This window comes from Nonomuraea sp. NPDC049624 (genome assembly GCF_040675255.1).
In the GTDB taxonomy this organism is placed as follows: Bacteria; Actinomycetota; Actinomycetes; order Streptosporangiales; family Streptosporangiaceae; genus Nonomuraea.
Map to the genome: position 1 here is coordinate 16,192 of NZ_JBFAOR010000017.1, position 24,557 is coordinate 40,748.

The window sequence follows — 24,557 nt, forward strand, 5'->3', positions numbered from 1 at the left end:
GGACCATCGTGCTGTCCGCCCTCGGACGGTCACCCCCAGGCGCCGACCTCCTTGAGGAAGACGACGCCGTCGATCCTGCCGAGATGGGACGGGTCCAGCGGGAAGTAGGCGAAATCCGGCGACACGCGCCGCGCCGGGTCGGCGACCGCCTGGGCCAGGCGGCGGGCGTCGATCACCGAGCGGTGCCACGGGAGCCCGGACAACACGCCCTCGACGGTGTCCGGGGGCGGGGTGTCGTCGCCGGTCGTGCCGAAGGCGGAGGCCAGGTAGGCGTACCGGTCGCCCAGGTGGGCGGCGGCGATCGCGCCCGCGCTCCACCACTCCAGCCGCTGGTCGCCGAACGGCATGAACGTCTTGTCGCGCTGGAGGTGCAGGTTGGAGGAGAAGACCAGGGCCGGGCCGTGCTCGGCGACGGCACGCAGGTTGGCGGCCATCATCGCGTCCCGCAGGGCCGACAGGCGGGTCCAGCGCGCCGGGGAGGCGTCGGCCATCCAGTGGTGGTAGCGCAGCAGGCCGGTGGCGGTGCGCGCGTACAGGTGCGCGCGTTCCCTGTCCCGGGCGCCGAGTTGCGGCGACTGCGTGTCGAGCAGCGCCGCCAGGTCGTCGGCGATCACCCGGAGCCGCTGGGCGTCGGCCGACTGGCCGATCGACTTCGCCGGGTCCATGGCCGTGGCCTCGTCGGACCACCGGTCGTCCTGGCCCAGCAGCGTGTCGAGGGTCTCCCTGGTCGCCACCGCGGCGGGGAGCGGGCCGTCGAGCAGGTCGTACAGGCCGGTGAGCGCCTCGCGCGGGCTCGCCGCCCAGTACTCCAGCGGGCCGTCGATGCCGAAGAAGCGCAGCTTCTCGTCGTGCTCCTCGTTGTGGGCGCGCATCCAGCGGACGAGCTCGCGGTTGGCCGGCAGGGCGCCGAAACCGTGACTGAAGCCGCGGTCCATGACGTCGTCGAGGGTGCCGGCGCCGGTCGTGACGTAGTCGTCCACCAGGAGGCCCTTGAGGCAGTCGCTCTCGATGGCGAACGACCGGTAGCCCTCGTTCTCGACGAGGTGCCGGAAGATCTCGTTGCGCAGCTCGCCCAGTTCCCCCACGAAGTGCCGGGCCTCGCCGAGGCCGAGCAGCAGCGGCCTGGCGGGGAGCGTCCCCAGGAACGCCGAGACACCCGCGCCGTCGACCGGCCAGGCGATTTCCTTGATGTCCATGCCTTCAACGCTATCGTTGAACTTTCGATGGAAGTTTTTCTCTTCGTTACCTGCATATCACCCTTGTAACCTTCAATCGGCACATCACGTCTTGAACGAACTGTTCAAAACGAACTGTTGACACCGATTGGTTCAGTGCGGCATCGTTGCCTCCATGTCGATCGATCACCCCTTCTCCCCGCCGGACCCCGAGCAGGCGCGCGCCCAGCGGGTGCACGCGTCCCTGTTCCGGATCGCCGAGCGGCACGCCGCCACCGGCGAGCAGCGGCTCAGGCAGGCGCACCCGTCCGTCATCGGGCCGCACGAGGCCGTCAGGCTGGTGTCGTTCCTGCTCAGCGGGGCCGCACAGCTCGACGACGGCGAGCCGGAGGTCGACCAGGCCGACATCACCGCGGCGTTGAGCCTCGTCCCGCTGGTCCGCGGCGAGCTGGACGCGCTGGAGGCCGGGCTGCTGGCGATGGCCCGTGGGCGCGGCATGACCTGGCAGGAGATCGCCTTCGGCCTCGGCCTCGGCACCGCGCAGGCCGCCCGGCAACGCCACGAACGGCTCGCCGAACGGACGGCTCTCGACTAGGCCGCCCGCCAGGGGTCAGGCGCGGCGCGGGCGGTTCCACCAGAGGGAGAGCGACAGCGCCGCGACCACGAGCAGGCCGCCGGCCCCGGCGAAGGCGGCGGCCGTGTCCACCCGCTCGCGGACGACCGTGAAGGTGCCCGGCAGGGCGTCGAGGGCGGTCGCGAGCTGGCCGGCGTTCTCGGCCCGGTGGTAGGAGCCGCCGGTCGTACGGGCGATCTGCCGGAGTGCGGGCTCGTCGATGACCCGGGGGTTGCGGCTCCGGTCGAAGCCGCCGCCGAACCCGCCGCCCCAGTCGCCGAAGCCGCGGCCGTCGAACTGCGAGTTGTCGCACACCATCGGCACCACCTTCGTGGTGCCGAAGCCGATGGTGAACACGCGTACGCGGCGCAACGCCGCCTCCTGGGCGGCGCGCTGCGGGTCGACGCCCTGGGTGTTGGCGCCGTCGGTGAGCACGACGATCGCGGCGCCGGCGTACCCGGAGGCCGCGGCGGGCGGCGTGGCGGCGGTGGCGGCGACGGAGGGGTCCACCTCGGCGATCGCGTCGATCGAGGTCAGCATGGCCTGGCCGATCGCGGTGCCGCGGGCGACGGTTAGCCCGTCCAGGGCCTTGATCAGGGCGTCGGTGTCGTCGGTGGGCGGGATGAGCAGGCCCGCGGTGCCGGCGAAGGTGACCAGGCCGATGCGCGGCCCGCCACGCTGCGACTCGATGAAGCCGGCTGCGGCCTTCCTGGCGGCGGTGAGGCGGTTGGGATCGACGTCGGTGGAGCACATGGAGCCGGAGGTGTCGAGCGCGAGCAGGATCGTCGCCGACCGCATCGGCACCGGCACCGACGCCTGCGGCCGCGCCGCCCCGGCCGCGAGCAGCGCCAGCCCGGCGACGAAGAGCGCCACGGGGATGCGCCGCGTCCAGCGCGTACGCCCGGGAAGCGCGGCCCGTACGAGCGCGATCGAGGTGACGCGCACGACGGCCCGCCGCCGCCGGCGGCCCGCCCACCAGCGGAACGCGAAGATCAACGGGATGACCAGCGCCGACAGCAGCGCCCACGGCCAGGACAACGACATTCAGATCACCCGCCCGGACCGGAACACGGTGACCGCCGCGCCCGCGGCGAGCAGCACGAGGGCGAGCCCGATCAGCCCGCCGGCGAGCGGCAGCGGCTCGTCGGAGACGGTGAGCCGCAGGTCGATCGTGTCGGCGATGCCGTCGAGCCGGGCGGCGTCGGCGGCCGGGTGGTAGGCGCCGCCGGTGGTCCGCGCGATCGTGGTGAGGGTGTCCTCGTCGAGCGAGGTCTGCAGGTGGTAGCCGTCGACCTGCACCGCCGCCCCGGCCGCGGTGCCGACCCCCACGGTGTGGACGCGCACGCCCGCCTTCTGGGCCGCGGCGGCGGCCCGTTCGACGTCGCCGCCCCGGTTCTGGCCGTCGGAGAACATCACGATCGTGGCCGACGGCCAGTAGCCGAGGTCGGGCGGCGTCCCGTCGCGGCCGATCACCACCGGCCGGCCGGTGATGGCCGTCAGGGAGGCCGTGATGGCCGCGCCGAGCGAGGTGCCGCCGGTGATCCTCAGGCGGTCGATGGCCCTGAGCGCGACGGAATGGTCCGCGTCGGGCCGCGCGGTGGTGAGCGCGCCGCGTTCGAACGCGACGACCCCGACGTCCACGCTGTCGGGCTGCGCCGCCACGAACGCGCGGGCCGCCCGCTGCGCGGCGGCCAGCCTGGTCGGCGCGACGTCGCCGGCGCCCATGCTGTTGGAGACGTCGACGGCGAGGATCACGGTGCCCGCGGTCCGCGGCACCGGCACCATCGCCGCCGGTCCCGCGGCGGCGACCGCGAGCACGCCGACGGCCGCGATCGTCAGGCCGGTCCCGAGGTACGCGCCGCGCCCGCCCGGCCCGGCGACCCCGGCCGCGGCCAGCGCCGACCTCCGGCGGCGCGCCGAGACGACGGCCGCCCAGGCCAGCGCCACCGTGACGAGCAGCCCGGCGACCAGCGACAACGGGGACGACAGTGTCATGGCCGCCGCTCCCCCGTGCGGGCGGCGATCTCGACGAGCGCGTCGGTCAGGTCACGGTCGGTGCCGACGCGATGGACCGGCACCCCCGCCCGGCGCATGCCCGCCGCGAGCCGGGCGTCGCGGGCGTCCACGGCCTCGCGGAAGCGGACCCGCAGCAGCGGGTCGGCGGAGTCGACGACGAGCTGCTCGCCGGTCTCGGCGTCCTCGACGACGATCAGCCCGGCCTCGGGCAGCACGTCGTCGGCCGCGTCCACGATGCGCAGGGCGACGACCTCGTGCCGCCGGGCCAGGCGCTGGAGCGAGCGTTCCCAGTCGCCCTCGCCGATGAAGTCCGACACGACGACGACGAGCGCGCGGCGGCGGGCCAGCCGTCCGGCCGCGTCGAGCATGAGGGCCAGGTCGGTGGTGGCGCCGGCGCGCGGGGCTGCGGTGCGCTCCAGCTCGGCGCCGATCCGCAGCGCGTGCCGCCGGGACGTGCCCGGCGGCACGACCCGCGCCATCCCGGTGTCGAACAGCAGCGCGCCGACCCGGTCGCCGCCCCGCCCGAACAGCCGGGCCAGGACGAGCGCCAGCTCGGCCAGGACGTCGTGCTTGCCGCGGCCCGGCCGCCCGGCCGTCATCGAGGCCGACCGGTCGAGCACCAGCCACACCGTCAGCTCACGGTCCTCGGTGAACACGCGCAGGTGGGGTTCGTCCAGGCGGGCGGTGACGTTCCAGTCGATGTGCCGGGCGTCGTCGCCGTCGGCGTAGCGGCGCAGGCCGGTGAAGTCGACGCCGGAGCCGCGGTGCGCGGTGCGGTGGGCGCCCTGGAGGCGGCCGTCCAGCCGGCGGACGACCTTCCACTCCAGGCGCAGCAGGAGTCTCTCGGGGGCGGTGGCCATGACGGCTCAGCGGTTCCGCAGGACGACGTCGGGCGTCCGGACGGCCCCGAGCACCCTGCTGATGATCGTGTCGGCGTCGACGTCGTCCGCCAGGGCCTCGTAGGACAGCACGAGCCGGTGGCGCAGCACGTCGAGCGCGAGCTCGGACAGGTCGTCCGGCAGGACGTAGTCGCGGCCGCGCAGGAACGCCAGCGCGCGGGCGCCCGTGACGAGCGCGATGGACGCACGCGGGCTGGCCCCGTACGTGACGTACCGCTCCAGCTCCCCCAGCCCGGCCGTGCCCGGCGAACGGGTCACGGCGACCAGGCGCACGGCGTAGTCGACGATCGACGGATCGACGTACACCTGCCGGGCGCGGGCCCGCATCTCCATCAGCTCGGCGGTCGTGACCGTCGGCTGCGGTGGGTCCGGCGGACGCAGCGCGCGTTCGACGATCGCCTGCTCCTCGTTCTGGGCCGGATAGCCGACGACCACCTTCATCATGAACCGGTCCACCTGCGCCTCGGGCAGCGGGTACGTGCCCTCCGACTCGATCGGGTTCTCCGTCGCCATCACCAGGAACGGCTCCGGCACCCGGAACGTCTCGCGGCCGATCGTCACCTGGTGCTCCTGCATCACCTCCAGCAGGGCGCTCTGCACCTTGGCGGGGGCGCGGTTGATCTCGTCGGCGAGCAGCAGGTTCGTGAACACCGGGCCGAGCTCCGTCCTGAACTCGCCGGAGTGCTGGTGGTAGACCCGCGTGCCGACGAGGTCGGCGGGGACCAGGTCAGGGGTGAACTGCACGCGCTGGAAGCCGCCGCTGATCGCCGCGGCCAGCGACCGGACGGCCAGGGTCTTGGCCAGGCCCGGCACGCCTTCCACCAGCAGGTGGCCGTCGGCGATCAGGGCGACGGCCATGCGTTCGAGCAGGACGTCCTGGCCGACGATGGTGCGTTTGACCTCGAAGAGAACCTGTTCGAGCGGATGAGCCTGGGCCGGGGGCATGATGTCCCTTCTGTAGGCGCTGTGGGCGGTGCCGGTCAGATCTGGGGTCCGTCGCCTGGTGGGCCGTCGCCGTCGTCGCCGCCCAGGGCCGCGCCGATCGGCACCGCGAACGCGATGCCCGCGAACGCGTCGTCGCCGCCGGGGTCGGCGATCGAGACGACGATCCCGACGACCAGCCCGCGGGCGTCCAGCAGGGGGCCGCCGGAGCTGCCCGGGTTGACGGAGGCGTCGAACTGGATCAGCCCGTTCAGGCCGGCGTCCTTGCCGGTCCGGCCGGTGGTCCGGTCGAGGCCCGACACCACCCCGGTGGAGACGCTGTAGGTCAGGCCCAGCGGGTTGCCGATCGCCACGACCGGCGCCCCCACGGCCACGGCGCCGCCGAGCGTGGCGGGCACGACGATCTCCGGCAGCTTCACCGGCTTGAGCACGGCGACGTCCCGCTTGCGGTTCGCGGCGGCGACGACGGCCTTCGCCCTGGTCCCGTCCGCGAACGTGAGGTTGATGTCCTTCGCGGCCTTGACCACGTGGTGGGCCGTCAGGACCGTCCCGTCCTCGGCCGCGATGACCCCCGTGCCGAGCGACTCGCCCGCCTGGATGACCACGACCGACGGCCCGACCCTGCGGAAGACGTCCGGCACCGTGAGCGTCGCGGCGGGCGTCGGCGTGGCGGCCGGCCGTCCTGCCGCCCTCTCCCCGCTGCCGCTGCCGCCCAGCCAGTACGCCAGCACCGCCACGACGACCAGCACCCCGCCCCCGACGGCGACCCGCCGAACCCTCCCGGCCCTGGCCCGACCGGCTTCCCGAGCCCCGGCCGCACCGTCCTCCTGCGGCACGCGCTCCATACCGCTCATACTCAGCAATCGCACCGAAAACTGCCATAAAGACGGACGCACCACTTGCCGCCCCCGGACGGGACGGGGCCGAGCCGCACCCCATACGGCAGGACCGATTCCTCACCGCGGGGCCCCCGCATTGGCCTCTTGCGGACACCCCCGGCCTGATCGGGTACGTCATCGTCGCCGGCGGCTGCACCGGATCGGGCAGCGGCACCTACGGCACGATCACCATCCCGTCCGGCAGCTACTTCTGCCAGACGGTGACGCACAGCCCGGGGATCGACCACGTCAACGGGCAGCGCTGCTAGACCTCTCCGCCCGCGCCGGCGGCGGCCACGAGCGTGCGCACCACCATCGGCTCGGCCAGGACGAGGGCCAGCACCTGCGCCGCATGGCGGTGATGCGGCGTGGTCAGGTGCCGCGCCCGCGCCCCGGCGCCGGCCCACTCCTCGACCACGACCATGCTCGCCGGATGGTTCGGGTCGCCGTAGGCGCGGTAGGCCAGGCAGCCGGGCTCGTCCAGGGACGGTTCGATCATCGCTTCCAGCGCGGTCCGCAGCCGGTCCTCCTGCCCGGCCGCGGCCACGTACTGGGCCAGCACGATGAGGGACATCTCCGGCGCCGTCCTCACGCGAGGGGCTGGGCGGGGCCTGCGCCGGCGCCGGAGGCGGTGATCGCGGCGGCGATCTCCGCCAGGTCGGCCGGCGTCAGGTCCACCGCGCCGGCGCCGATCCAGCCGTCCACCTGCTCCGGCCGGCGGGCGCCGACGATGGCTCCGGTGACGCCCGGCCAGGCCAGGACCCACGCGATGGCCACCTCGGCGACGCCGACGCCGTGCCGGGCGGCGACCGGGCGCAGCGCCTCCGCCAGCCGCAGGTTGGCCGCGAGGCCCGTGGTGAAGTCGTGGTGGGCGGTGCGCCAGTCGCCGGCGGGCAGGCTCGCGACGCGCTCGGCCGAGAACGTCCCGGTGAGCAGGCCCGACTGCAGCGGCGAGTACGCGATCACGCCGGTGCCGTGGGCGTGCGCCCACGCGATCTCGGCCGCCGCCGACCGGTTGATCGCCGAGAACGGCGGCTGGACGACGTCCACGTGGGCGATGCGCTCCGCGGCCGCCAGCTCCTGCGGCGAGTGGTTGGACAGGCCGATCGCGCGGACCTTGCCCTCGGCCTTCAGGTCGGCCATGACCTGCCAGTACTCCTCCAGCGGCGTGGCGTTGGGCGACACCGCGCCGAAGCCGCCGCCGGCGTACTCCAGCGACTCGCCGGTGTCGGGGTAGTGCACCTGGTAAAGGTCGATGCGCTCGACGTTCAGGCGGCGCAGCGAGTCCTCCAGCTCGCGCCGGACGCTGGCCGGTTTCATGATCCGGCGCGGGGCGGCCTGCGGGTCCTCGGGGTCCCAGACCAGGCCCACCTTGGTGAAGACGTACGGGCGGTCGGCCTCGGACAGGTCGGCGATGGCCTTGCCGACCAGTTCCTCGGAGTGGCCGAGCCCGTACACGGCCGCGGTGTCGATCCAGTTGACGCCGCCGGCGACGGCGTGCCGGATCGCGGCGATCGACTCGGCGTCGTCGGTCGTGCCCCAGCCGAACTTCCAGCCGGCCCCCGACACCGCCCAGGAGCCGAAGCCCAGGCGGGTGATGTCCATGCCGGTGCTGCCCAGAGGGCGGGTGGGCAGGTGGGTGGTGCTCATGTCGCGTTGCTCCCTGTGGGTGACCGGGCATCCCCTGTGGACGTCCGGTGCAGCTCACTCTGGCGCGCCGTCCGCGGCCCACCCAGTGCCCGCCGCTGCCTAGGCACGGCATGACCAGGCTGGCGACGACGCCGGGCGGCGATACTGGTCCCATGGCACTGGACAGACGCGCAGAACTGGGCGAATTCCTCCGATCCCGCCGGGCCCGGCTGCGTCCCGAGGAGCTCGGCCTGCCCGAGTACGGCAGCCGCAGACGCGTCCCCGGCCTGCGCAGGGAGGAGCTGGCCCAGCTCGCCGGGGTGAGCGTGGACCACTACGTCCGGCTGGAGCAGGGCCGTACCCTGCACTTCTCCGAAGCGGTGCTGGACGCCGTCGCCCGCGCCCTGCGCCTGGACGACGTCGAGCGCGCGCACCTCCACCGCCTGGCCCGCCCCTGGAACGACAGCGACCACGCGCAGGCCGCGCCCCCGCTGCAACGCGTCCGGCCCGGCCTCCAGCGCCTGCTGGACGCGTCGGCCGACGTGCCGGCCTACGTCGTCGGGCGCAACACCGACGTCCTGGCCTGGAACCACCTGGCGGCGGCGCTGATCACCGACTTCGGCGCGCTGCCGCCCGAGCAGCGCAACCTGGCCCGCCTGGTGTTCCTGGACGAAGGCATGCGCGACCTGTACGCCGACTGGCCCGCCAAGGCCGCCGACGTGGCCGCCTACCTGCGCCTGGACGCCGGCCGCCACCCCGCCGACACCCGGACGTCGGCCCTGGTCGACGAGCTGTCGGCGGCCAGTCCGGAGTTCCGTGAGCTCTGGGCCGAACACCGGCTCAAGGACAAGACCCACGGACGCTACGTCTACCTGCACCCGGTGGTCGGCAGGCTGGACCTCGGCTTCGAGACCCTCCGCCTGCCCGACGACCCCGACCAGGCGCTGATCGCCCACACCACCGAGGAGGGCTCCCCCTCCCAGACCGCTCTGCGCCTGCTGTCCGCCTGGACCCGCCGGGCCCACGCCGCCCCCTGACCCACGGCGGGTGCGCCCGCTAGGAGCCGTCCTGCTCCAGCAGGCGGTCGAGCCTGATGGCCAGATCGAGGGTCTCGCAGCGCAGCAGGTCGAGCCGCCGTCGGATCTTCGACCGGATCGCCTGGAAGTGCTCGTCGCTCTGCCCGCGCAGGCCGAGCAGTTCGTCGGTCAGGGCCGTGACGTCGTGGCCCGACTCGCTGCGGGTCTCGGCGAGGTCGGCCCGCATCTCGGCGATGCCGAGCACCGCCTCGGAGCAGTCGGCCTCGGCGCACAGTGTCGCCTCCAGCGCCTGGACCCGAAGCCTGATGTCCAGGATCTCCGCCTCTACATCCACTTACTCCTACCTTTGCCGGTAGTCGGTAGGGAACCGGCCCGGTGGTGGAGGGCGGCCGGGTCCCACTTGCTGTAAGCACATGGTGGCAACCCGTGTATACCCGACACGACCGCCGGCAAGCAACGGGTGCGGGTCCGCGGAGGGCTCAGCCCGGGCCGGGTGGCGGCCTCAGGCCGGGCCTGGCGTGGCAGGTCAGTTGTTTCTCGGGTCCGGGCCGTAGGCCGGCATCCCCTGCGGGCAGCCGGGCACCGGGCCCTTGCAGCAGCGCGGCCGGCCGGCGGTGAAGTGGTCGTTCATGTGGCGGCGCAGGGCCGCCAGCTCGTCGCCGAGCGCGGCGAAGTCCTGGCGCATCTCCGTCCGGATGTCGGCGATGTCGGCCTGCATCCGGGTGATGCCGGTCATGGTCGCCGTGCTGTCGCCGCCGGGCCTGCCCGCCTTGAGCTTCCGCAGGCGCAGCAACAACTTGAGTATCTGTGTCTCTAGGTCCACACGTTCCCGCCTTCGCGCAGCTGGACAGGGGCCTGCGCCGGACGAGCGGGCGGGCGCCCCGGAGTACGAAAACGGTGACACATCGGCCGCCCGCGTGGGGATGATCTTGATTTCGCCGGGTGGGTTTCCATTACACCGGCGCCCAAGTTTCTTTTCTGCCGGCGGATATTGGCCGCCGAAAGTGACGGACCGAAACAGGCCAGGCCGGAGGAAGGAGGACAGTGACGGCGGCCCGCCACGACGGGGCCGAACCGGCCCGCGGCACCGGCCCGCGCCCGCCCCGGCCACGGGCGCGGGCGGCGGCCCGTCCGCTGGAAAAATCTTCTGGCGCATATCACGGCAAATCCGCAGATCAGGGACCGGCAACCCTGCGAATTTCCCTCCGCGGCCACGCCGGATCAAGCATCCTGAGCATGTCATCACGCTCCCCCACCCCCCGTTGTAAGGAGCCTCCGTGACCCGGTTCGCCGTCGACCACTCACGCCACGCGCTCATCGCCACCTGGGGTACGGGGATCGGCGACATCGCCACCACCGTGGCGGAACAGGTGCCTTCGAGCCCCGACGTGCTCCGCCTGGCCACCAGCCTCACGGAGCTGTCCTACGCCTGCTGGCGCTGCTACACCCACCCGTCCAGCGCCGCCGACCAGCACGGTCCCAACAGCGTCGGCTGGCAGCGGCAGGCCGAGCGCGACGCGTTCGCCTCGGTCATCCCGGCCCTGCTGGCGCCCGTCCGGCCGGCCAACGGCGCGCTGACCCTCTACTCCACGCGGGTGGAGGAGGTCGCCCACCGCGTCGGCCGTACGCTGCACACGATCAACCACGCCCCGCTGGCCGGCAGCGTGGCCACCGACGTCACCGCCGAGCTGGCCGCCATCGAGAACGCCGAGCTCGGCGACCTGACCGCGCGCGCCCAGCAGGCCGTCATGCTCAGCCGCGAGGACGCCTCGCCCCTCCAGGTCGCCCAGGCCGACAGCCTGCTGCACCAGCATCCGTTCGGCACGGAGGCGCTGTTCACCAAGATCGACCCCACCGCGGCCGCGATCGCGGCGGCCCACTGGCTCTACGCCGCCGCCACCATCAGCGCCCGGCACACCGGCCTGCATCCGATGCAGACCATCTCCGAGGTCGACAACATCAAGGCCCCGGCCCAGGAGAGCCTCACCGAGGTGATCTCCGCGATGAGCGGCGGCGGCTCGCCCAGGGCCGCGGTCATGCCGATGATCCGCAACGCGCTGCACGTCGCCGAGGGCCACCTCTACGGCGTGACCGAGGCCAAGCACCGCATCGGCGCGGCCGAGGAGCTGATCGCCCAGGCCCGCACCGACCATCCCGAGCTCGGCCTCGGCCCCAGCACGGTCTACCTGCCCATCACCCCGCTCAACCCCGCCCGCCCGGCCCTCGACCTGCTGGAGAACCTCCTCTACGGCATCCGCAGCTGCTGGCTGACCTTCTCCCAGCACGCCGACACCCCGACCGGCCGGGAGCCCGGCCGGCCGCGCCGCCACCACCGCCACACGGAGGTCTTCCTGGCCGAGGTGCGGAAGAGGGCGGCGTCGGACCGTTCCCGGCTGCTGTAGCCGGTCCGTGCCGCCCAGTGGGCCGGGGCCACATGATCACGGTACGCTCGGGCATGTCGGAAAACGCCGTCGAGCGGCCTCCCTTACCGGCGCTCACCCGGGCCCTGGTCGGCCCGCCCGGCAAGGTGCTGCTTCCGCTGGTCGCCGTGGTGGGGCTGATCGTGCTCAACTACACGAGCGTGCCGGGCGGAGGTTCGTTCACGCTGCTGCTGGCGGGGCTCGCGCTCTTCGTCGGCACCGCGGTCGTCTGGGTCGCCCGGTTCGCGGTGGGCCTGCTGCGCTCCGACGGACGTCCCGGGCTGCGCCGCCACTGGGTCCGCTGGACGGCCGCGCCGCTGATGGGCGTGATCGTGACCGCGCTGGTGCTCACCGGGGCGCCGTTCAACGCCCGGTTCGCGCTGTCGGAGCCGGGGCTGGAGCAGTTCGCCCGGACGGTCGCCGCGGACACCGGGGCCGTCAGGCGCGAAGAGCAGTGGGTGGGCCTCTTCCCGCTGACGTCGATCGAACGGGTGCCGGGCGGCGCGCGGTTCCTGGCGAGTGACACCGGCTTCATCGACCGGTACGGCTTCGCGTGGCTCCCCGGCGGCGCGCCGGCGGAGGAGTCCCACTCGGAGTACACGCACCTCGAAGGCCCCTGGTACGTATGGGAGAGCCGGTTTTGAAGATCCCTGGACCGGTCGGCGGATGGGTGTCCGCGGTCGCCGCGCTGCTGGTGTTCCCCCTCTTCGTAGGCGGGAGCATGTTCTGGTTGTCGCTGGTCGGCGCGCAGGCGGCCATGATCGTCGCGGTGGTGAAGGCGTACCAGGACGCGGCGCGGTGGCGGGCGCCTGAGGCGGAGCGCGCGGAAGGACCGCCTGCCGCCGGGTGAGGCCGTCCCGGCCCGCACGGAGGTGTCGGCGGCGGTGGACGGGGCAGGAACCGCCCCTCGAATGGGTAGGTCCCCGGGCAGACCTCCAGGAAGGGTGTGCCGATGCGGCGGAGTGGCGGAGAGCTGATGCTGGGCGGCATGCTGTCCGCCAACCATCTGACCGCGATGGAGGACCTGCCGCACGTCGTCGCCGGGCACGCCGCGCTGGTGGGTTTCACCGAGACCGCGATCTACGTCACCGACCTGCAGCAGCAGGAGCTCATCCCGCTCCCTGAGCAGCGGGACGCGTCCGGCGAGCCGCTGGCGGTCCTGCGCATCGACGGCACGCTGGCCGGGGTCGCGTTCCGCAACGCCGAGGTCGTGCACGTGCCGGGCGGACCCGACGGCACGGCCAGGCGGTTGTGGCTGCCGCTCCTCGACGGCACCGAGCGGGTCGGCGTGCTCGGGGTGACGGTGCCGCAGGACGACGAGGTCGCCGAGTGGCGGGCCCAGCAGCTCGCGTCGCTGGTCGCGCTGCTGGTGATCAGCAAGCGGCCGCACAGCGACTCCTACTCGCGGCTGATCCGCGCCCGGCCGATGACGCTGTCGGCCGAGGTGCTGGTGCCGCTGCTGCCCCCGGGGACGTTCGCCAACGACGACGTGGTGGTCAGCGCCGGGCTCGAACCGGCCTACGAGGTGGGCGGGGACGCCTTCGACTACGCCATCGACGGCGAGGCGCTGCACGTGTCGATCTTCGACTCGATGGGCCACGACACCTCCGCCGGGCTGACGGCGACCATCGCGGTCGGGGCCAGCCGGAACAACCGGCGGCAGGGCGCCGATCTCGTCAGCACGGGCGAGGCGATCGACGCGGCCATCGCCGAGCAGTTCACCGGCCGCTTCGCCACCGGCATCCTGGCCTGCCTCGACCTGCACACCGGCTGGCTGACCTGGGTGAACCGGGGGCACCATCCGCCGCTGGTGATCCGCGAGGGCCAGCAGGAGGCCACGCTGTCCAGCGAGCCCGACCCGCCGATGGGCTTCCTGCTGCGGCCGTACACCGGGGAGCTGCGCTACCAGCTCCAGCCCGGCGACCGGCTGCTGTTCTACACCGACGGGATCATCGAGGCGCAGAGCCCGGACGGCGAGCTGTTCGGCCTGGAGCGCTTCATCGACTTCATCCTCCGGCACGAGGCCGACGGCCTGTCGGCGCCCGAGACGCTGCGCCGGCTGGTGCAGGCCATCCTGGAGCACCAGCACGGCCGGCTCCAGGACGACGCGACCGTGCTGATGGTGGAGTGGCGCAGCAGCAGGCAGCAGCGGCTCGTCATGTGAGCCCGTCAGGTCTCGCCGACGGCGACGAACCCGGTGTCGGGCCGGTAGTCGGGCGACTGGTGGCGGAAGTAGGTGTTGTAGACCTGGCAGTAGCGGCCGCCGCGGGCCAGCAGCGAGGCGTGGTCGCCCTCCTCCACGATCCGGCCGTGGTCGAGCACGATGATGCGGTCGACGTGCTCGATCGTGGACAGCCGGTGGGCGATCACGATCGAGGTGCGGCCGGCCAGCACCACGTCGAGCCCCTCCTGGATCTGGGCCTCGGTCAGCGGGTCGACGCTGGCCGTGGCCTCGTCGAGGACGACGATCGCCGGGTCCTGGATGAGCAGGCGGGCCAGCGCGACGAGCTGCCGCTGGCCCATGGACAGGGCCCGCCCGTGCTCGCCCACGTCAGTGGCCAGGCCGTGGGGCAGCGCCTCGATCCAGTCGCCGCCGCCGACCGCGGCCGCCGCGGCCAGCACCTCGTCGTCGCCCGCGTCGGGCCGCGGGTAGCGGATGTTGTCGGCGACCGTGCCGCTGAACAGGAACGGCGCCTGCGGCACCGCGCCGATCTGCCGCCGGTACGCGCCGAGGTCGAGCGAGCGGATGTCGTGGCCGTCGATCAGCAGGCGGCCTTCCTGGAACTCGTAGAAGCGGGTGATCAGCTTGCCCAGCGTGGACTTGCCGGCGCCGGTGTGGCCGACCAGCGCGACGGTCTCACCCGCCTCGACGACCAGGTCGAAGCGGCGGAGCACGGGGTGGGCCGCGTCGTAGCCGAAGGTGACGTCGTCGAACTCGATGCGCCCGGCCAGCCTGCCCGGGTCGGCCGAGCCGGTCTGCACGACCCGGGGCGGGGCGTCGATCAGGGCGAAGACCCGCTCGGAGGCCGACAGGCCCTGCTGGAACTGCGACCAGAAGGCGGCGATGGAGGTCAGCGGCATCCAGAACAGCGACACGCCCTGCAGGAACAGGTACCAGTCGCCCGCCGACCAGCACCGCGGTGCCGCCAAGCTGGACCAGCGCGACCGTCGCGAGCCCCGCCACGAGGAACAGCAGGGGGAAGATGGCCGAGAAGACGAAGCCCTGCCGCAGCGTCACCCGGTAGCTCTGCTCGTTGACCGGCCGGAACTCGTCGTAGACCTGCTGCTCCTGACGGAAGTTCTTGGCCACGGCGATGCCGCCCATGGTCTCCTGCAGGTTGGCGTTGACCCGGCTCAGCGACCGCTGGGCCCGCCGCGTGCTGGACCGGGCCAGCCGCCGGAACAGCAGCGCCATGCCCATCACGACCGGCGCCACCAGCAGGGTCAGCAGCGCCAGCTCGACGCTGCGCAGGAACAGCAGGACGGTGACGAACCCCACCATCAGCACCTGGCTGATCAGATCCATCGTCAGGGTGGAGACCGTGGCGAAGTCGTCGGTGTCGGAGGTGACGCGGCTGACGATGCGGCCCGACGGGGTCTCGTCGTAGAACGACAGGTCGCGTTCGAGCACGGCGTCGAAGGCGTCTTCGCGCAGGCGCAGCACGACGTCGCCGGTGACCCGCGCGCTGTACCACTGGCGGACGAAGTTGAAGGCCCAGCTCAGCGCGCCGGCGAGCAGGATGCCGACGACGAGCAGCGGGCCGACGCCGGCGATCGTGCCGTCCTGGATGGCGTCGACGCCCTTGCTGGCCAGCAGCGGCAGGGCCGCCTGCGCCGCCGAGACCAGCACGATCATGGCCGCCACCAGGAACATCGCGCCCAGCTTGGGGCGGAAGTAGGCGAGGATCCGGCGCGTCAGGTCACGGTCGGAGTAGGTGCGGTCGTAGTCCTCGGCGTCGAGGCCGTCCATGATGAAGCCCATCAGTGGACCCTTTCCTGCTCGTCGAGCGCGCCCTGATCGACCGGGACCTCGTCGTAGTGGGAGAAGATGCGGCGGTAGAGGGGGCTGCCGGCGATCAGCTCGTCGTGGGTGCCGAAGCCGGCCACCTGGCCGCGCCGCAGCAGCAGGACCTTGTCGGCCCAGCGGATCTGGGAGAGCCGGTGGGTGATCAGCAGGGTCGTGCGCCCTTCCTGGATGCGCTCGATGGCCTGCTGGATGCGGTCTTCGGTGGCGGAGTCGATGGCGCTGGTGGAGTCGTCGAGGACGAGGATCGCCGGGTCGGTCAGCAGCGCCCGCGCGATGGCCAGCCGCTGGCGCTGGCCGCCGGACAGCGTGAGGCCGCGCTCGCCGATGACGGTGTCGTAGCCGTCGTCGAGCTCGGCCACGAACTCGGCCGCCTGCGCGTCCTCGGCCGCCCTGACCACGGCCGCGCGGTCGGCCCGCTGGCCAAGGCCGAAGGCGATGTTCTCGGCCACGGACCGCGAGAACAGCACGACGTCCTGCTCGATGGTGGAGATCTGGGAGCGCAGCGAGTCGAGGTCCCAGTCGCGGACGTCGACCCCGTCGACCAGGATCCGGCCCGAGGTGACGTCGTAGATGCGGGGCACCAGCTTCGTCAGCGAGCTCTTGCCCGCCCCGGTCTCGCCGACGATCGCCACCGTCTCGCCCGGCCGCACGGTGAACGTCACCCCCCGCAGGACGGGCTCGCCCTCGCCGTAGCCGAACGTGACGTCGTCGAAGACGATCTCGCCTCCGATCGGCGCGACGTGGCCGGCGGCCGGCTGCGCCAGCTCGGTCTCGGCGTTGACGATGTCGAGGATCCGGCGGGAGGACACGATGCCGATCTGCACCAGCGAGAACGTGAAGATCGAGATCTGGGTCGGGAAGCCGAGCATGCCCATCAGCCCCATGAAGGCCACCAGGTCGCCGATCGTGATGGCGCCGGCGGCGTGGAGGAGGAGCGCGTGCCACAACGCCCCCGCCATGGCGCACGCGAACAGCAACGTGGGCAGGTAGCGAGCCTGGACGAGGCCGTTGCGCACGAACGAGTCGCGGTAGCGCCGGGCGTTGGCACGGAAGCGCAGCCGCTCCTGCGCCTCCTGCGCGGTCACCTTGATCACCTCGATGCCGCGCACCGCCTGGCTCAGCCCGGCGTTGAGGTCGCCGAACTCGTCGCGCATGCGGGTGGCCACCGGGTTGAGCTGCCCCATGTAGTGGCGCAGCGCGAACCCGAACGCCACCGCGAACACCACGGGCACCAGCAGCAGCCGCGGGTCGATCGCGGCGATGAAGACCAGGGGCACCAGGCCGGTGAGCCCGGAGTCGACGATCAGGTCGACGCCCGGACTGATCATGATGGAGAGCTGGCGGATGTCGTTGGCCGCCCGCGCCATCAGGTCGCCCACCCGCTGCCGGTTGTGGAAGGTCTGGCTCTTGCCGAGCAGGCCGGCGTAGAGCTCGTCGCGGGCGTCGCGTTCGAGCCGCTTGGCCAGGGTCTCGCTGCTCAGCCGGGCGACGAGGTCGAACGCACCGCGGGCCGACACCACCGCCAGCAGCGCCAGGGCGACCAGCCCGAGTGCGGCGGCGGGCGTGCCCCGGCCGCCCAGCACCGCGTCGAAGGCCGAGCCGGTGAGCTGGGGGACCAGCGCGTTGAGCACCACCATCACCAGCGAGCCGCCGAGGAAGCCCGTCAGGGGGAGCGGATGGCGGCGCAGGTGGGACCAGAGCCAGCGGACCGGCCCGCGCCGGTCGTAGCGCGGGCCTTCGACGGAGAACTCCGAACTGCCGCTGGTCACGGTGAAACCCCTTGGCCGAGAGCGGGCGGACATCGGACCTGTTTGTATCACCGGCCACCGACAGAATCCGAAGGGGTTTTCCGGCCGCCCGTGAAGGCAAAGAGCGGGCAGCGTCACGCAACGAGACAGTAATCTTACCCACCGTGGACTCTTTCCTCCATCAAGCGGACCTGCTGCCGCTCGTGACCCTCCAGCCGCCGGTGCGCCTCCTCCCGGCCGACGACCTCGCGGCCGTGGTCCGGGCGACGCCGGTCGTCCACGAGCTGCTGCGCCTGGCCCGCGCCGCCGGTGAGCCGGGGGCGGCGGGGCCGGGGCAGGGGCGGCTGTGGGGCGTGGCCGAGGACAGCCGGCTCGTCGACGTGCGCGACGGGGCCGCCACGACCGGCCCGGCGGTCGAGACCCTGACGTCGGGGCCGGCCGACGACGTGCTGGACACGTGGGGCGACATCCTCTACTCGCTGTTCTCCCCCGAGGCCGACGCCGCGGCGCTCGACGCGGGCACGAGCACCCTGCTGATGCTGCTCAGCCACCGCGACGCCCTGCCGGTGGCGCAGATCCCCGAGCTGACCGACGAGGCGGCCGACGAGCTGGCCTGGTTGGGGCTGATCCGGCGCGACGGCTCGTCGGTGTCGCTGACCCCGCTCGGCACCTGGAGCGCGCTCGACCTCTTCAAGACCCTCATCGGCCAGGACATCCCGGTCCACGGCGGCACGGCCGGCGCCGACGCCCCCACGCTGCTGCGGGCCCTGCGCACCTACGACGACGACGAACGCGCCGAGGAGGTGCGCGTCTGGCTGGGCGGGCGGGATCCGGCGCGGGCCGCCGAGGAGATCGCCGACGTCCTGCTCGACGTCAGCCCGCTGAGCCGGGCCGTCGGCCTGACCGTGTTGCTGGAGGACCTCGGCCGGCCGGGCCGGGAGATCGCCGACGCGTTGCGCGCGGTGCCCCGGCTGGGGGCGCTCATCCGGGCCCGGGAGAAGGAGGACCACGACGTGCCGCCCGCGCCCGTCGACGTGGCCTGGGTGTACGCCGACATGACCGTGGCCGCGATGGAGATCGGCGGGCCGGCCGAGTCGATACTCCAGCTCTCCGGCAACCTCGACGTCGACGACGTGCTCAGCATGCTCGGCATGATGACGTGCAGCGACCACCCCTACACGACGCCGATGTTGCGCTTCCTCATCGAGCACCATCCGACGCCCCGGGTGGCCTCGGCCGCGCGCGTGGCGTTGCAGCGGTGGCGCGGGGTGCACGTACGGCCGCCGGGCGAGCGCGGACGCCTGCCCAGGAAGCCCCGCAAACCGGGCAAGACGGCAGGCGCCCAGAAGCGCCGGCGGCGCTGACCGCGCCCGTCCCGGGCGGGGCTCAGGGCCTGCGGGTCAGCCTGAGGGCGGCGCCGACGCGCTCGGCCCACTGCCAGGGGGCGTCCGTGCCGCCGGGCAGGGCGTTGTAGTACTCCCAGCCGCTCACCCCGCCCATCCCGGGATGCCGGTGCAGCAGTTCGGCGACGGTGGCGGCCAGGCGGTCGATCTCGACGTGGCCGACGCCACCGTTGTCGGGGCTGGTGACCGCCCCGGCCACCAGCTTGCCCGCCGGCACCACTCCCCCGGCGAGCACGGCGTCGTAGTCGCACGGGTCGGCCAGGCTGCGCGGGCCGCCGTACATCGGCAGGTTGAGCCAGGCGAGGTCGGCGCCCTGCTCGCGGAAGACCTGGTCGTGGTCCACGGCGGCGGACGGGGTGAGCGCGAGCAGGAAGGCCGGGCCGAAGTCGGCGCGCAGCCGGTCGATCAGGCGTCCGAGGGCGGGCGGCGGCACGGGCTCGGTCAGGTGGAGGTCCACGCCGTCGAGGCGGCGGCGGGTGAGCAGGCGGCGCAGCGGCGGGTAGCAGGTCTCGAAGTCGTGGTCGAGGCGGTCGAGACCGTCGATCATGGCCAGGGCGCGGGCGCCGTACACCTGGGTGACCTGGACGTCGTCCCACATCTGGGCCAGGTCGGGGCAGTCGGGCGGGGCGCCGTTGAGCCGGACGTCGCCGTCCGCGCCGATCTCCACGGTGGCGACGACCAGGTGGGTCAGGCCGGTACGCCGTTCGATCAGGGGCAGCGGGGAGACGTAGAGGCCGCCGTCGCAGTGGGTCCGGTAGTACATCACCAGGCGGGGTGTGTGCTGGGGCAAGGCACGTCCTCCGTGAGGAATGAGGTGACACTTCACCATGTTCCACACCAAGGGTGAGATCAAAACTACTCTCGGTTGATTTTGCCTGGCGCGCCCCAGCACCGGGCAGGGGCGCTCAGCGGCCCGCGCGCGGCGGCCTGACCGGCTCCTTCGCGGCCGAGCCCAGGGGCAGCATGACCTCGACCCGCGTCCCGGCCCCCGGCCCGCTGTTGACGACGCAGATGCCGCCGAGCTCGGCCGCCCGCTCCCGCATCGAGCCGAGGCCCACCCCCGCGCTGTACGCGGCGGGCAGCCCGCGGCCGTCGTCGGCGACCACCACGCGCAGCACCGAGTCCCGCTGGAGCACGATGCTGGCGCGGGAGGCCCTGGCGTGCCGCCGGATGTTGGTCAGCGCCTCCTGGACGATCCGGTAGACGGCCACCTCGACGGCGGCGGGCAGGTCGGTCAGGCTGCCCTCGACCTCCACCTCGATCGCGGTGTCCGGGGAGGACTGGCCGGCCAGCTCGCGGACGGCCCTGGCCAGGCCGAGGTCGTCGAGCGCGGGCGGGCGCAGGCCGTACACCAGCTCGCGGATGTCGTCGGTGACCGCGCCCATGCCGGTGTGCAGCTCGCGCAGCAGCTCGTCGGCGGCGTCGGGGGACTTCTTCAGGCTCGTCCTGGCCATGTTGATGGTCATGGCCATGGCCGAGAGGGTCTGGCCGAGGCCGTCGTGCAGGTCGCGGCGCAGGCGGCGGCGTTCCTCCTCCCTGGCCGTCAGGATGCGTTCCCTGGAACGCTGCAGGTCGGCGGCCATGCGCACGGCGTGCGCCACGTCGGCGGCGTACGGCGTGAGCGTGGTGAGCACGCGCTCGTTGTGGGCGGCGGGGAAGCGGCGCGGGCCGGGCGGCCCGACGAACAGGCGACCGACGCGCTCGCCGTGCCACACCAGCGGCACCTGGCGGGGCTCCGCGCCCACCCGGCCGCTCTCGACGTAACGCGGCTCGCCGTCGGCGACCTCCACGGCCACGCCCTCGACCGCGAGCCCGTCGCGCAGCACGCTCACCACGGAGGTCAGCGCCTTGGCCGGGTCGCCGCGCCGGACTGCCTGGGTCAGGCGCTCGGCCAGCACGGCGGGGTCGCCGACGCTGCCGTACAGCAGGTGGTCGACGGCGCGTTGCAGCACGTGCCGCAGCGGCTGGAAGAACGCGCCGGCGAACAGCGCGGCGGCGATGCCGGCGATCTCGTCGTAGCCGGAGACCACGAGGCTGGACAGCGCGCCCGCGCCGAAGTAGACCGCGCTCACCACGGCCACCAGCCCGGCCGCGACGAAGGCCCGGCTGATCACCGTGTCGATGCCGTAGAGCCGGTAGCGGGTCACCGAGAACGCGACGGCGACCGGGATGAGCGCCGCCCACACGACGCTCGGCCACAGGAGCGCCGGCACGAACGCGGCCAGGATCAGGAACACGACATAGCCGGCGAACGCGAACAGCGGCCAGCCGATCTGCCGCCTGCCCACCGGATCGGCCCGGCGCAGCCGCAGCGCCAGGGAGAGCGCCGTCAGCGCCATGGCGACGTAGATGCCGGTCCAGGCGACGGCGGAGACGGCCTCCATGTACGGCCCGAGCGCGCGGATCTGCAGCGGGTTGGGGATGACGGCGGGGTAGGGGTAGCTGCCGGGGGGCGGGTCGGGCCGGAACACCGAGCGGGCCAGGTCGAGCCCGAGCGAGAACGCGCCCAGCAGCAGCACCCACCGCCAGCGCGGCGAGGGCAGCCGCCCGTCGGGCGAGTAGAGCGGCAGCAGCATGGTGAGCGCCAGGCCGCACACCGCCCACCCGACCTGGGCGGGGAAGCGCACGAGCCCGGCCGCGACGAGCTCGCCGTCGGCGGCCAGCCGGAACATCAGCGCGCTGGACAGGTCGCTGACGGCTGCGGCGATGCCGCCCGCGACCATCAGCCACGCCATGTTCAGCCGGGGCCGGTGGAAGATCAGGAACGCGCCGACCGCGGGGAAGGTCAGGGCGGCGGCCGTCTGGGGCGAGGCGGTCCGGAGCGGGGTCCACGCCTCCGGCAGCCGGGCGTAGACGAGCAGCGCGGCGACCGTGAGAACCGGCGAGGCCACCGCCAGGACGACGGCCGTGACGCGCGCGAGCCGCACACCCCGGCCCGCGGAGCCGCGCCCGGTGCCGCGGCTCTCCGCCGGCCCGGCCTCTTCGGCGATCTCGGTGAACCCGGTCATCTCATCACCGCCTTCCCCAACACTTGAACAGGATTATGACCTTTTTACTGGGATAATCCGCCCGTTGTGTCCGGGCCGTTACCGTCCGACGCCTGCTCCGGCCCCTCACGGGGCCAGGACAGGCCTCAACCTACTCGACGGCGGCGCGTGGTTTCCTATACGCATGCCCGAACCTGATCTCGTGATCGACGGCGGCGACAAGATGTGCGTGCAACTGCTCATCGAGCTGCGCGGGCACGTGCTGCGCGCCGGTCCCGGCGCCGTGATCCACCTGATCGCCACCGACCCCGCCGCGCCCGTCGACCTGCCCGCCTGGTGCCACCTGACCGGCCACTCCTACCTCGGGCCGGTGCCCGGCGCCGGGCGCCCGACGTACGCGGTGCGCGTCGCGGACGCCGCCAAGGAGACCGAGCCCACCCGTCCCTGGCACGCGGCCTGACGGCGGTCGCCGCCCGTCAGCGGAAGGAGCGCCGGTAGGCGGCCGGAGTGGTGCGCAGCGCGGTGTGGAAACGGCGGCGGAGGTTGACGGCCGAGGAGAGGCCGACGCGGGCGGCGATGGTCTCGACCGGCAGGTCGGTCTCCTCCAGCAGCGCGCGGGTGGCGGCCAGCCGGCGTTCCAGCAGCCAGCGGGCGGGCGGCACGCCGAGCTGGTCGGCGAACTGCCGGGTCAGGGTACGCGCGGAGACCCCCGAGTAGGCGGCCATGTCCTCGACGGTGACGTGGTCGGGCAGGCGGCCGAGCAGCCATTCCAGCAGCGGGGCCAGGGAGTCCGGCATGGGCCCCGCGGTGGGCAGCGGCGGATACTGGCGCTGGCAGCCCTCGCGATGCGGCCCGGCGGCGAGCTGACGGCCGATGCGCATGGCGTGGGCCGCGCCGTGGTCCTGGAGCACCTGGTGCAGGCAGAGGTCGAGGGTGGCGGCCGAGGCTCCGGCGGTGGCGACGTCGCCGTGGTCCACGTAGATGACGGTGTCGTCGGGGATGACGCGCGGGTGACGGGCGGCCAGCTCCCCGGACAGCTCCCAGTGGACGGACGCGCGGCGGCCGTCCAGCAGGCCCAGGGCGGCGGGGATGAAGATGCCCGCGCAGACGGCGACGATCCGCGCCCCGCGGGAATGGGCCCGGGACACCGCGTCGAGCACGGCCGGCGAGGGGACCAGGGTCCAGCCCGCGACGATCACGGTGTCGGCCTCGTCCATGGCGTCCAGACCGCTGTCCACCTGCATGGGGACGCCCAGGGTGGTGGAGAGCGAGCCCGGCCGCTCGGCGCACAGGGTGAAGCTGTAGTGCTGGGGGATGTCGGGGCCCTGGTAGCCGAAGACGGCCGAGGCCGAGGTGACGGGGTAGAGCTCCTGGTTGGGGGCGACCAGGGCGACCACGCGGTGCGGGCTGACGGGGGCCGGAGGCGTCTCCGGGCAGTCCAGGGGCATGGCGCAAATGTACCCAATGATGTCATTTGGGACACCGGTGCTTTGATCTGGAGAAATCCAGAATTGGGGCTCATGTGGACGAGGAGTTTCGCCCTCTACTTCGGGGCCCGCACGATCTCGCTGCTCGGCGACGCGATGATGCCCGTCGCCTCGGCGCTGGCGATCGGCAAAGTTTACGGGATCGCCGGCGTCGGCTTCGTGCTCGCGCTCTGGACCGCGTCGGCCGTGCTGGTCATGTTGTTCGGCGGGGTCGTCGCCGACCGGATCGGGCCCCGGCGGCTGATGATCGGCGCGGACGTGGTCAGGGTGGTCACCCAGGCCGTCGTGGCCGTCGCCTTCCTCGACGGGGCCCCGCCGTTCGTCCTGCTGCTGGCGATGGCGTTCCTGTCGGGCATGGCCGCCGGGGTGTTCGAGCCGTGCGTCAACGGCATGGTCCCGCTGGTCGCCGAGGACACGCAGCGGGCCAACGCGACCTTGAAGATCGCCGAGGCGGTCACCCAGCTCGCCGGGCCCGCGCTGGCCGGGGTCCTGATCGTGGCCACCGGGCCGGTCTTCGTCTACACCGTGGACGCCGCGACGTTCCTGGTCAGCGCGGTGTGCCTGGTGCTGGTGCGGGTCGCCGTGCCCAGGCCGGAGCCGTCCGACGTGCTGAGCGACCTGCGCAGGGGCTGGGAGGAGTTCAAGGCCAGGAGCTGGATGTGGTCGGTCATCCTGGTCTGGGTGTTCTGGGGGGTGCTGGTGGTGGGGCCGTCCGTGCCGCTGTCGTCCCAGGTCATCGGGGCCGACTACGGGTGGGTGATGGCGGCGCTCGGCCTCGGGACCGTGCTGGGCGGGCTGGTGGCGATCCGGCTGAAGCCGCGCAGGCCGCTGGCGGCGGGGGCGGTGGCGCTGATCGGGTACGTGCCCGTGCCGCTGTCGGTCGCGCTCGGGGCGCCGCTGCCGCTGCTGATGGCCGGGCACCTGGCCGGGGGGTGCGCGATGGCGTTCTGGTCGGTGATGTGGTCGACGACCGTGCAGACCCAGGTCGCGCCGGACGTGCTGAACCGGGTCAACGCCTACCAGGTGGCCGGGTCGGTCGCGGGCATGGCGGTCGGGCAGGCGCTGGCCGGACCGGTGACCGCGCTGGTCGAGCCGCGCGCCTTCATGCTGGTGTCCGCCCTGGTGACGGTCGGCGTGGTGACCGCGCTGCTGGTGATCGGGCCGGTGCGGCGGCTCGGCCGCAGGTCGCAGGCGTCCGGGAGCGGGCAGGTCACGGTCCCGGCGACGTGACCGATGCCGGGGTGGTGCCCACGGCACGTGCCGCGGCCGGGGCGGGCGGCTGGCAGACCGTCCGCC

Annotated in this window: 25 protein-coding genes; 9 read left to right on the top strand and 16 right to left on the bottom strand. The window is 73.3% G+C overall.

The window, feature by feature from the left end:
• Nucleotides 1-29: 29 nt before the first annotated feature.
• A complete protein-coding gene (locus AB0J76_RS44375) occupies nt 30-1,196 on the bottom strand; it encodes an erythromycin esterase family protein (RefSeq protein ID WP_352323111.1) in 1,167 nt (388 codons plus the stop codon).
• 154 nt (nt 1,197-1,350) lie between these two features.
• Between AB0J76_RS44375 and AB0J76_RS44380 the strand changes: the two genes are divergently transcribed.
• Complete coding sequence (locus tag AB0J76_RS44380; RefSeq protein WP_352323112.1) at nt 1,351-1,770, top strand: DNA-binding protein; 420 nt, start codon at nt 1,351-1,353, stop codon at nt 1,768-1,770.
• A 15-nt stretch (nt 1,771-1,785) separates the two neighbouring features.
• On the opposite strand, the gene AB0J76_RS44385 is transcribed toward AB0J76_RS44380, so the two are convergent.
• From AB0J76_RS44385 to AB0J76_RS44415, 7 genes are all read right to left on the bottom strand, one after another.
• Complete coding sequence (locus AB0J76_RS44385) at nt 1,786-2,832, bottom strand: VWA domain-containing protein (protein ID WP_352323113.1); 1,047 nt, start codon at nt 2,830-2,832, stop codon at nt 1,786-1,788.
• Nucleotides 2,833-3,783: a VWA domain-containing protein gene (locus AB0J76_RS44390; protein WP_352323114.1), complete on the bottom strand. Its 951-nt coding sequence runs from the start codon at nt 3,781-3,783 to the stop codon at nt 2,833-2,835.
• Nucleotides 3,780-4,664 (bottom strand): DUF58 domain-containing protein, encoded by an 885-nt coding sequence (locus AB0J76_RS44395; protein ID WP_352323115.1) that lies wholly within the window; start codon nt 4,662-4,664, stop codon nt 3,780-3,782. Before AB0J76_RS44395 ends, AB0J76_RS44390 begins: the two co-directional genes overlap by 4 nt.
• Before the next feature lie 6 nt (nt 4,665-4,670).
• Nucleotides 4,671-5,648 carry a MoxR family ATPase gene (locus AB0J76_RS44400; RefSeq protein ID WP_352323116.1) on the bottom strand — a complete coding sequence of 326 codons (978 nt, stop codon included), beginning with the start codon at nt 5,646-5,648 and terminating at the stop codon, nt 4,671-4,673.
• A 35-nt stretch (nt 5,649-5,683) separates the two neighbouring features.
• Nucleotides 5,684-6,499 (bottom strand): trypsin-like peptidase domain-containing protein, encoded by an 816-nt coding sequence (locus tag AB0J76_RS44405; protein WP_352323117.1) that lies wholly within the window; start codon nt 6,497-6,499, stop codon nt 5,684-5,686.
• Between the two features lie 289 nt (nt 6,500-6,788).
• Nucleotides 6,789-7,097, bottom strand: coding sequence for a putative quinol monooxygenase (locus AB0J76_RS44410; RefSeq protein ID WP_352323118.1), 309 nt, complete (start codon nt 7,095-7,097; stop codon nt 6,789-6,791).
• A gap of 14 nt (nt 7,098-7,111) precedes the next feature.
• On the bottom strand, nt 7,112-8,173 hold the full coding sequence (locus AB0J76_RS44415; protein WP_352323119.1) for an aldo/keto reductase: 1,062 nt from the start codon (nt 8,171-8,173) through the stop codon (nt 7,112-7,114).
• Nucleotides 8,174-8,325: 152 nt separating this feature from the next.
• Between AB0J76_RS44415 and AB0J76_RS44420 the strand changes: the two genes are divergently transcribed.
• Nucleotides 8,326-9,189 (top strand): helix-turn-helix transcriptional regulator, encoded by an 864-nt coding sequence (locus AB0J76_RS44420; RefSeq protein ID WP_352323120.1) that lies wholly within the window; start codon nt 8,326-8,328, stop codon nt 9,187-9,189.
• A gap of 19 nt (nt 9,190-9,208) precedes the next feature.
• Here the strand turns inward: AB0J76_RS44420 and AB0J76_RS44425 are convergent, their stop codons facing one another.
• Nucleotides 9,209-9,523 (bottom strand): hypothetical protein, encoded by a 315-nt coding sequence (locus tag AB0J76_RS44425; RefSeq protein ID WP_352323121.1) that lies wholly within the window; start codon nt 9,521-9,523, stop codon nt 9,209-9,211.
• A gap of 192 nt (nt 9,524-9,715) precedes the next feature.
• Nucleotides 9,716-10,012 (bottom strand): hypothetical protein, encoded by a 297-nt coding sequence (locus tag AB0J76_RS44430; RefSeq protein WP_352323122.1) that lies wholly within the window; start codon nt 10,010-10,012, stop codon nt 9,716-9,718.
• A gap of 454 nt (nt 10,013-10,466) precedes the next feature.
• On the opposite strand from AB0J76_RS44430, the gene AB0J76_RS44435 reads away from it, so the two are divergent.
• The 4 genes from AB0J76_RS44435 (at nt 10,467) to AB0J76_RS44450 (ending at nt 13,773) form a co-directional block, all read left to right on the top strand.
• Complete coding sequence (locus AB0J76_RS44435) at nt 10,467-11,591, top strand: hypothetical protein (protein WP_352323123.1); 1,125 nt, start codon at nt 10,467-10,469, stop codon at nt 11,589-11,591.
• 53 nt (nt 11,592-11,644) lie between these two features.
• Nucleotides 11,645-12,253: a hypothetical protein gene (locus tag AB0J76_RS44440; protein WP_352323124.1), complete on the top strand. Its 609-nt coding sequence runs from the start codon at nt 11,645-11,647 to the stop codon at nt 12,251-12,253.
• A complete protein-coding gene (locus AB0J76_RS44445) occupies nt 12,250-12,459 on the top strand; it encodes a hypothetical protein (RefSeq protein WP_352323125.1) in 210 nt (69 codons plus the stop codon). The genes AB0J76_RS44440 and AB0J76_RS44445 overlap by 4 nt, the downstream gene beginning before the upstream one ends.
• 102 nt (nt 12,460-12,561) lie before the next feature.
• Complete coding sequence (locus AB0J76_RS44450; RefSeq protein ID WP_352323126.1) at nt 12,562-13,773, top strand: PP2C family protein-serine/threonine phosphatase; 1,212 nt, start codon at nt 12,562-12,564, stop codon at nt 13,771-13,773.
• Nucleotides 13,774-13,778: 5 nt separating this feature from the next.
• Here the strand turns inward: AB0J76_RS44450 and AB0J76_RS44455 are convergent, their stop codons facing one another.
• The 3 genes from AB0J76_RS44455 to AB0J76_RS44465 are packed head-to-tail and all read right to left on the bottom strand — an operon-like array spanning nt 13,779 to nt 17,405.
• A complete protein-coding gene (locus AB0J76_RS44455; RefSeq protein WP_352323142.1) occupies nt 13,779-14,504 on the bottom strand; it encodes an ATP-binding cassette domain-containing protein in 726 nt (241 codons plus the stop codon).
• Entirely contained in the window at nt 14,467-15,591 is a 1,125-nt protein-coding gene (locus AB0J76_RS44460) for an ABC transporter ATP-binding protein (RefSeq protein WP_352323127.1), read from the bottom strand. The genes AB0J76_RS44455 and AB0J76_RS44460 overlap by 38 nt, the downstream gene beginning before the upstream one ends.
• Nucleotides 15,591-17,405, bottom strand: coding sequence for an ABC transporter ATP-binding protein (locus tag AB0J76_RS44465; protein WP_352323128.1), 1,815 nt, complete (start codon nt 17,403-17,405; stop codon nt 15,591-15,593). The genes AB0J76_RS44460 and AB0J76_RS44465 overlap by 1 nt, the downstream gene beginning before the upstream one ends.
• Before the next feature lie 143 nt (nt 17,406-17,548).
• Here AB0J76_RS44465 and AB0J76_RS44470 point away from each other — a divergent pair, with 143 nt between their 5' ends.
• Entirely contained in the window at nt 17,549-18,748 is a 1,200-nt protein-coding gene (locus tag AB0J76_RS44470) for a hypothetical protein (RefSeq protein ID WP_352323129.1), read from the top strand.
• A gap of 22 nt (nt 18,749-18,770) precedes the next feature.
• Here AB0J76_RS44470 and AB0J76_RS44475 read toward each other — a convergent pair whose 3' ends face one another.
• Together AB0J76_RS44475 and AB0J76_RS44480 are read right to left on the bottom strand one after the other, a co-directional pair.
• Entirely contained in the window at nt 18,771-19,577 is an 807-nt protein-coding gene (locus tag AB0J76_RS44475) for a hypothetical protein (RefSeq protein WP_352323130.1), read from the bottom strand.
• Nucleotides 19,578-19,692: 115 nt separating this feature from the next.
• The gene (locus tag AB0J76_RS44480; protein ID WP_352323131.1) at nt 19,693-21,795 is read right to left on the bottom strand and encodes a sensor histidine kinase; all 2,103 of its coding nucleotides are present in this window, start codon (nt 21,793-21,795) and stop codon (nt 19,693-19,695) included.
• A gap of 163 nt (nt 21,796-21,958) precedes the next feature.
• On the opposite strand from AB0J76_RS44480, the gene AB0J76_RS44485 reads away from it, so the two are divergent.
• Complete coding sequence (locus AB0J76_RS44485) at nt 21,959-22,234, top strand: sulfurtransferase TusA family protein (RefSeq protein ID WP_352323132.1); 276 nt, start codon at nt 21,959-21,961, stop codon at nt 22,232-22,234.
• Nucleotides 22,235-22,250: 16 nt separating this feature from the next.
• Here the strand turns inward: AB0J76_RS44485 and AB0J76_RS44490 are convergent, their stop codons facing one another.
• Nucleotides 22,251-23,222, bottom strand: a complete 972-nt coding sequence (locus tag AB0J76_RS44490) for a helix-turn-helix domain-containing protein (protein WP_352323133.1) — start codon at nt 23,220-23,222, stop codon at nt 22,251-22,253.
• Nucleotides 23,223-23,294: 72 nt separating this feature from the next.
• On the opposite strand from AB0J76_RS44490, the gene AB0J76_RS44495 reads away from it, so the two are divergent.
• The gene (locus AB0J76_RS44495) at nt 23,295-24,491 is read left to right on the top strand and encodes an MFS transporter (RefSeq protein WP_352323134.1); all 1,197 of its coding nucleotides are present in this window, start codon (nt 23,295-23,297) and stop codon (nt 24,489-24,491) included.
• The last annotated feature ends 66 nt before the right edge of the window (nt 24,492-24,557 follow it).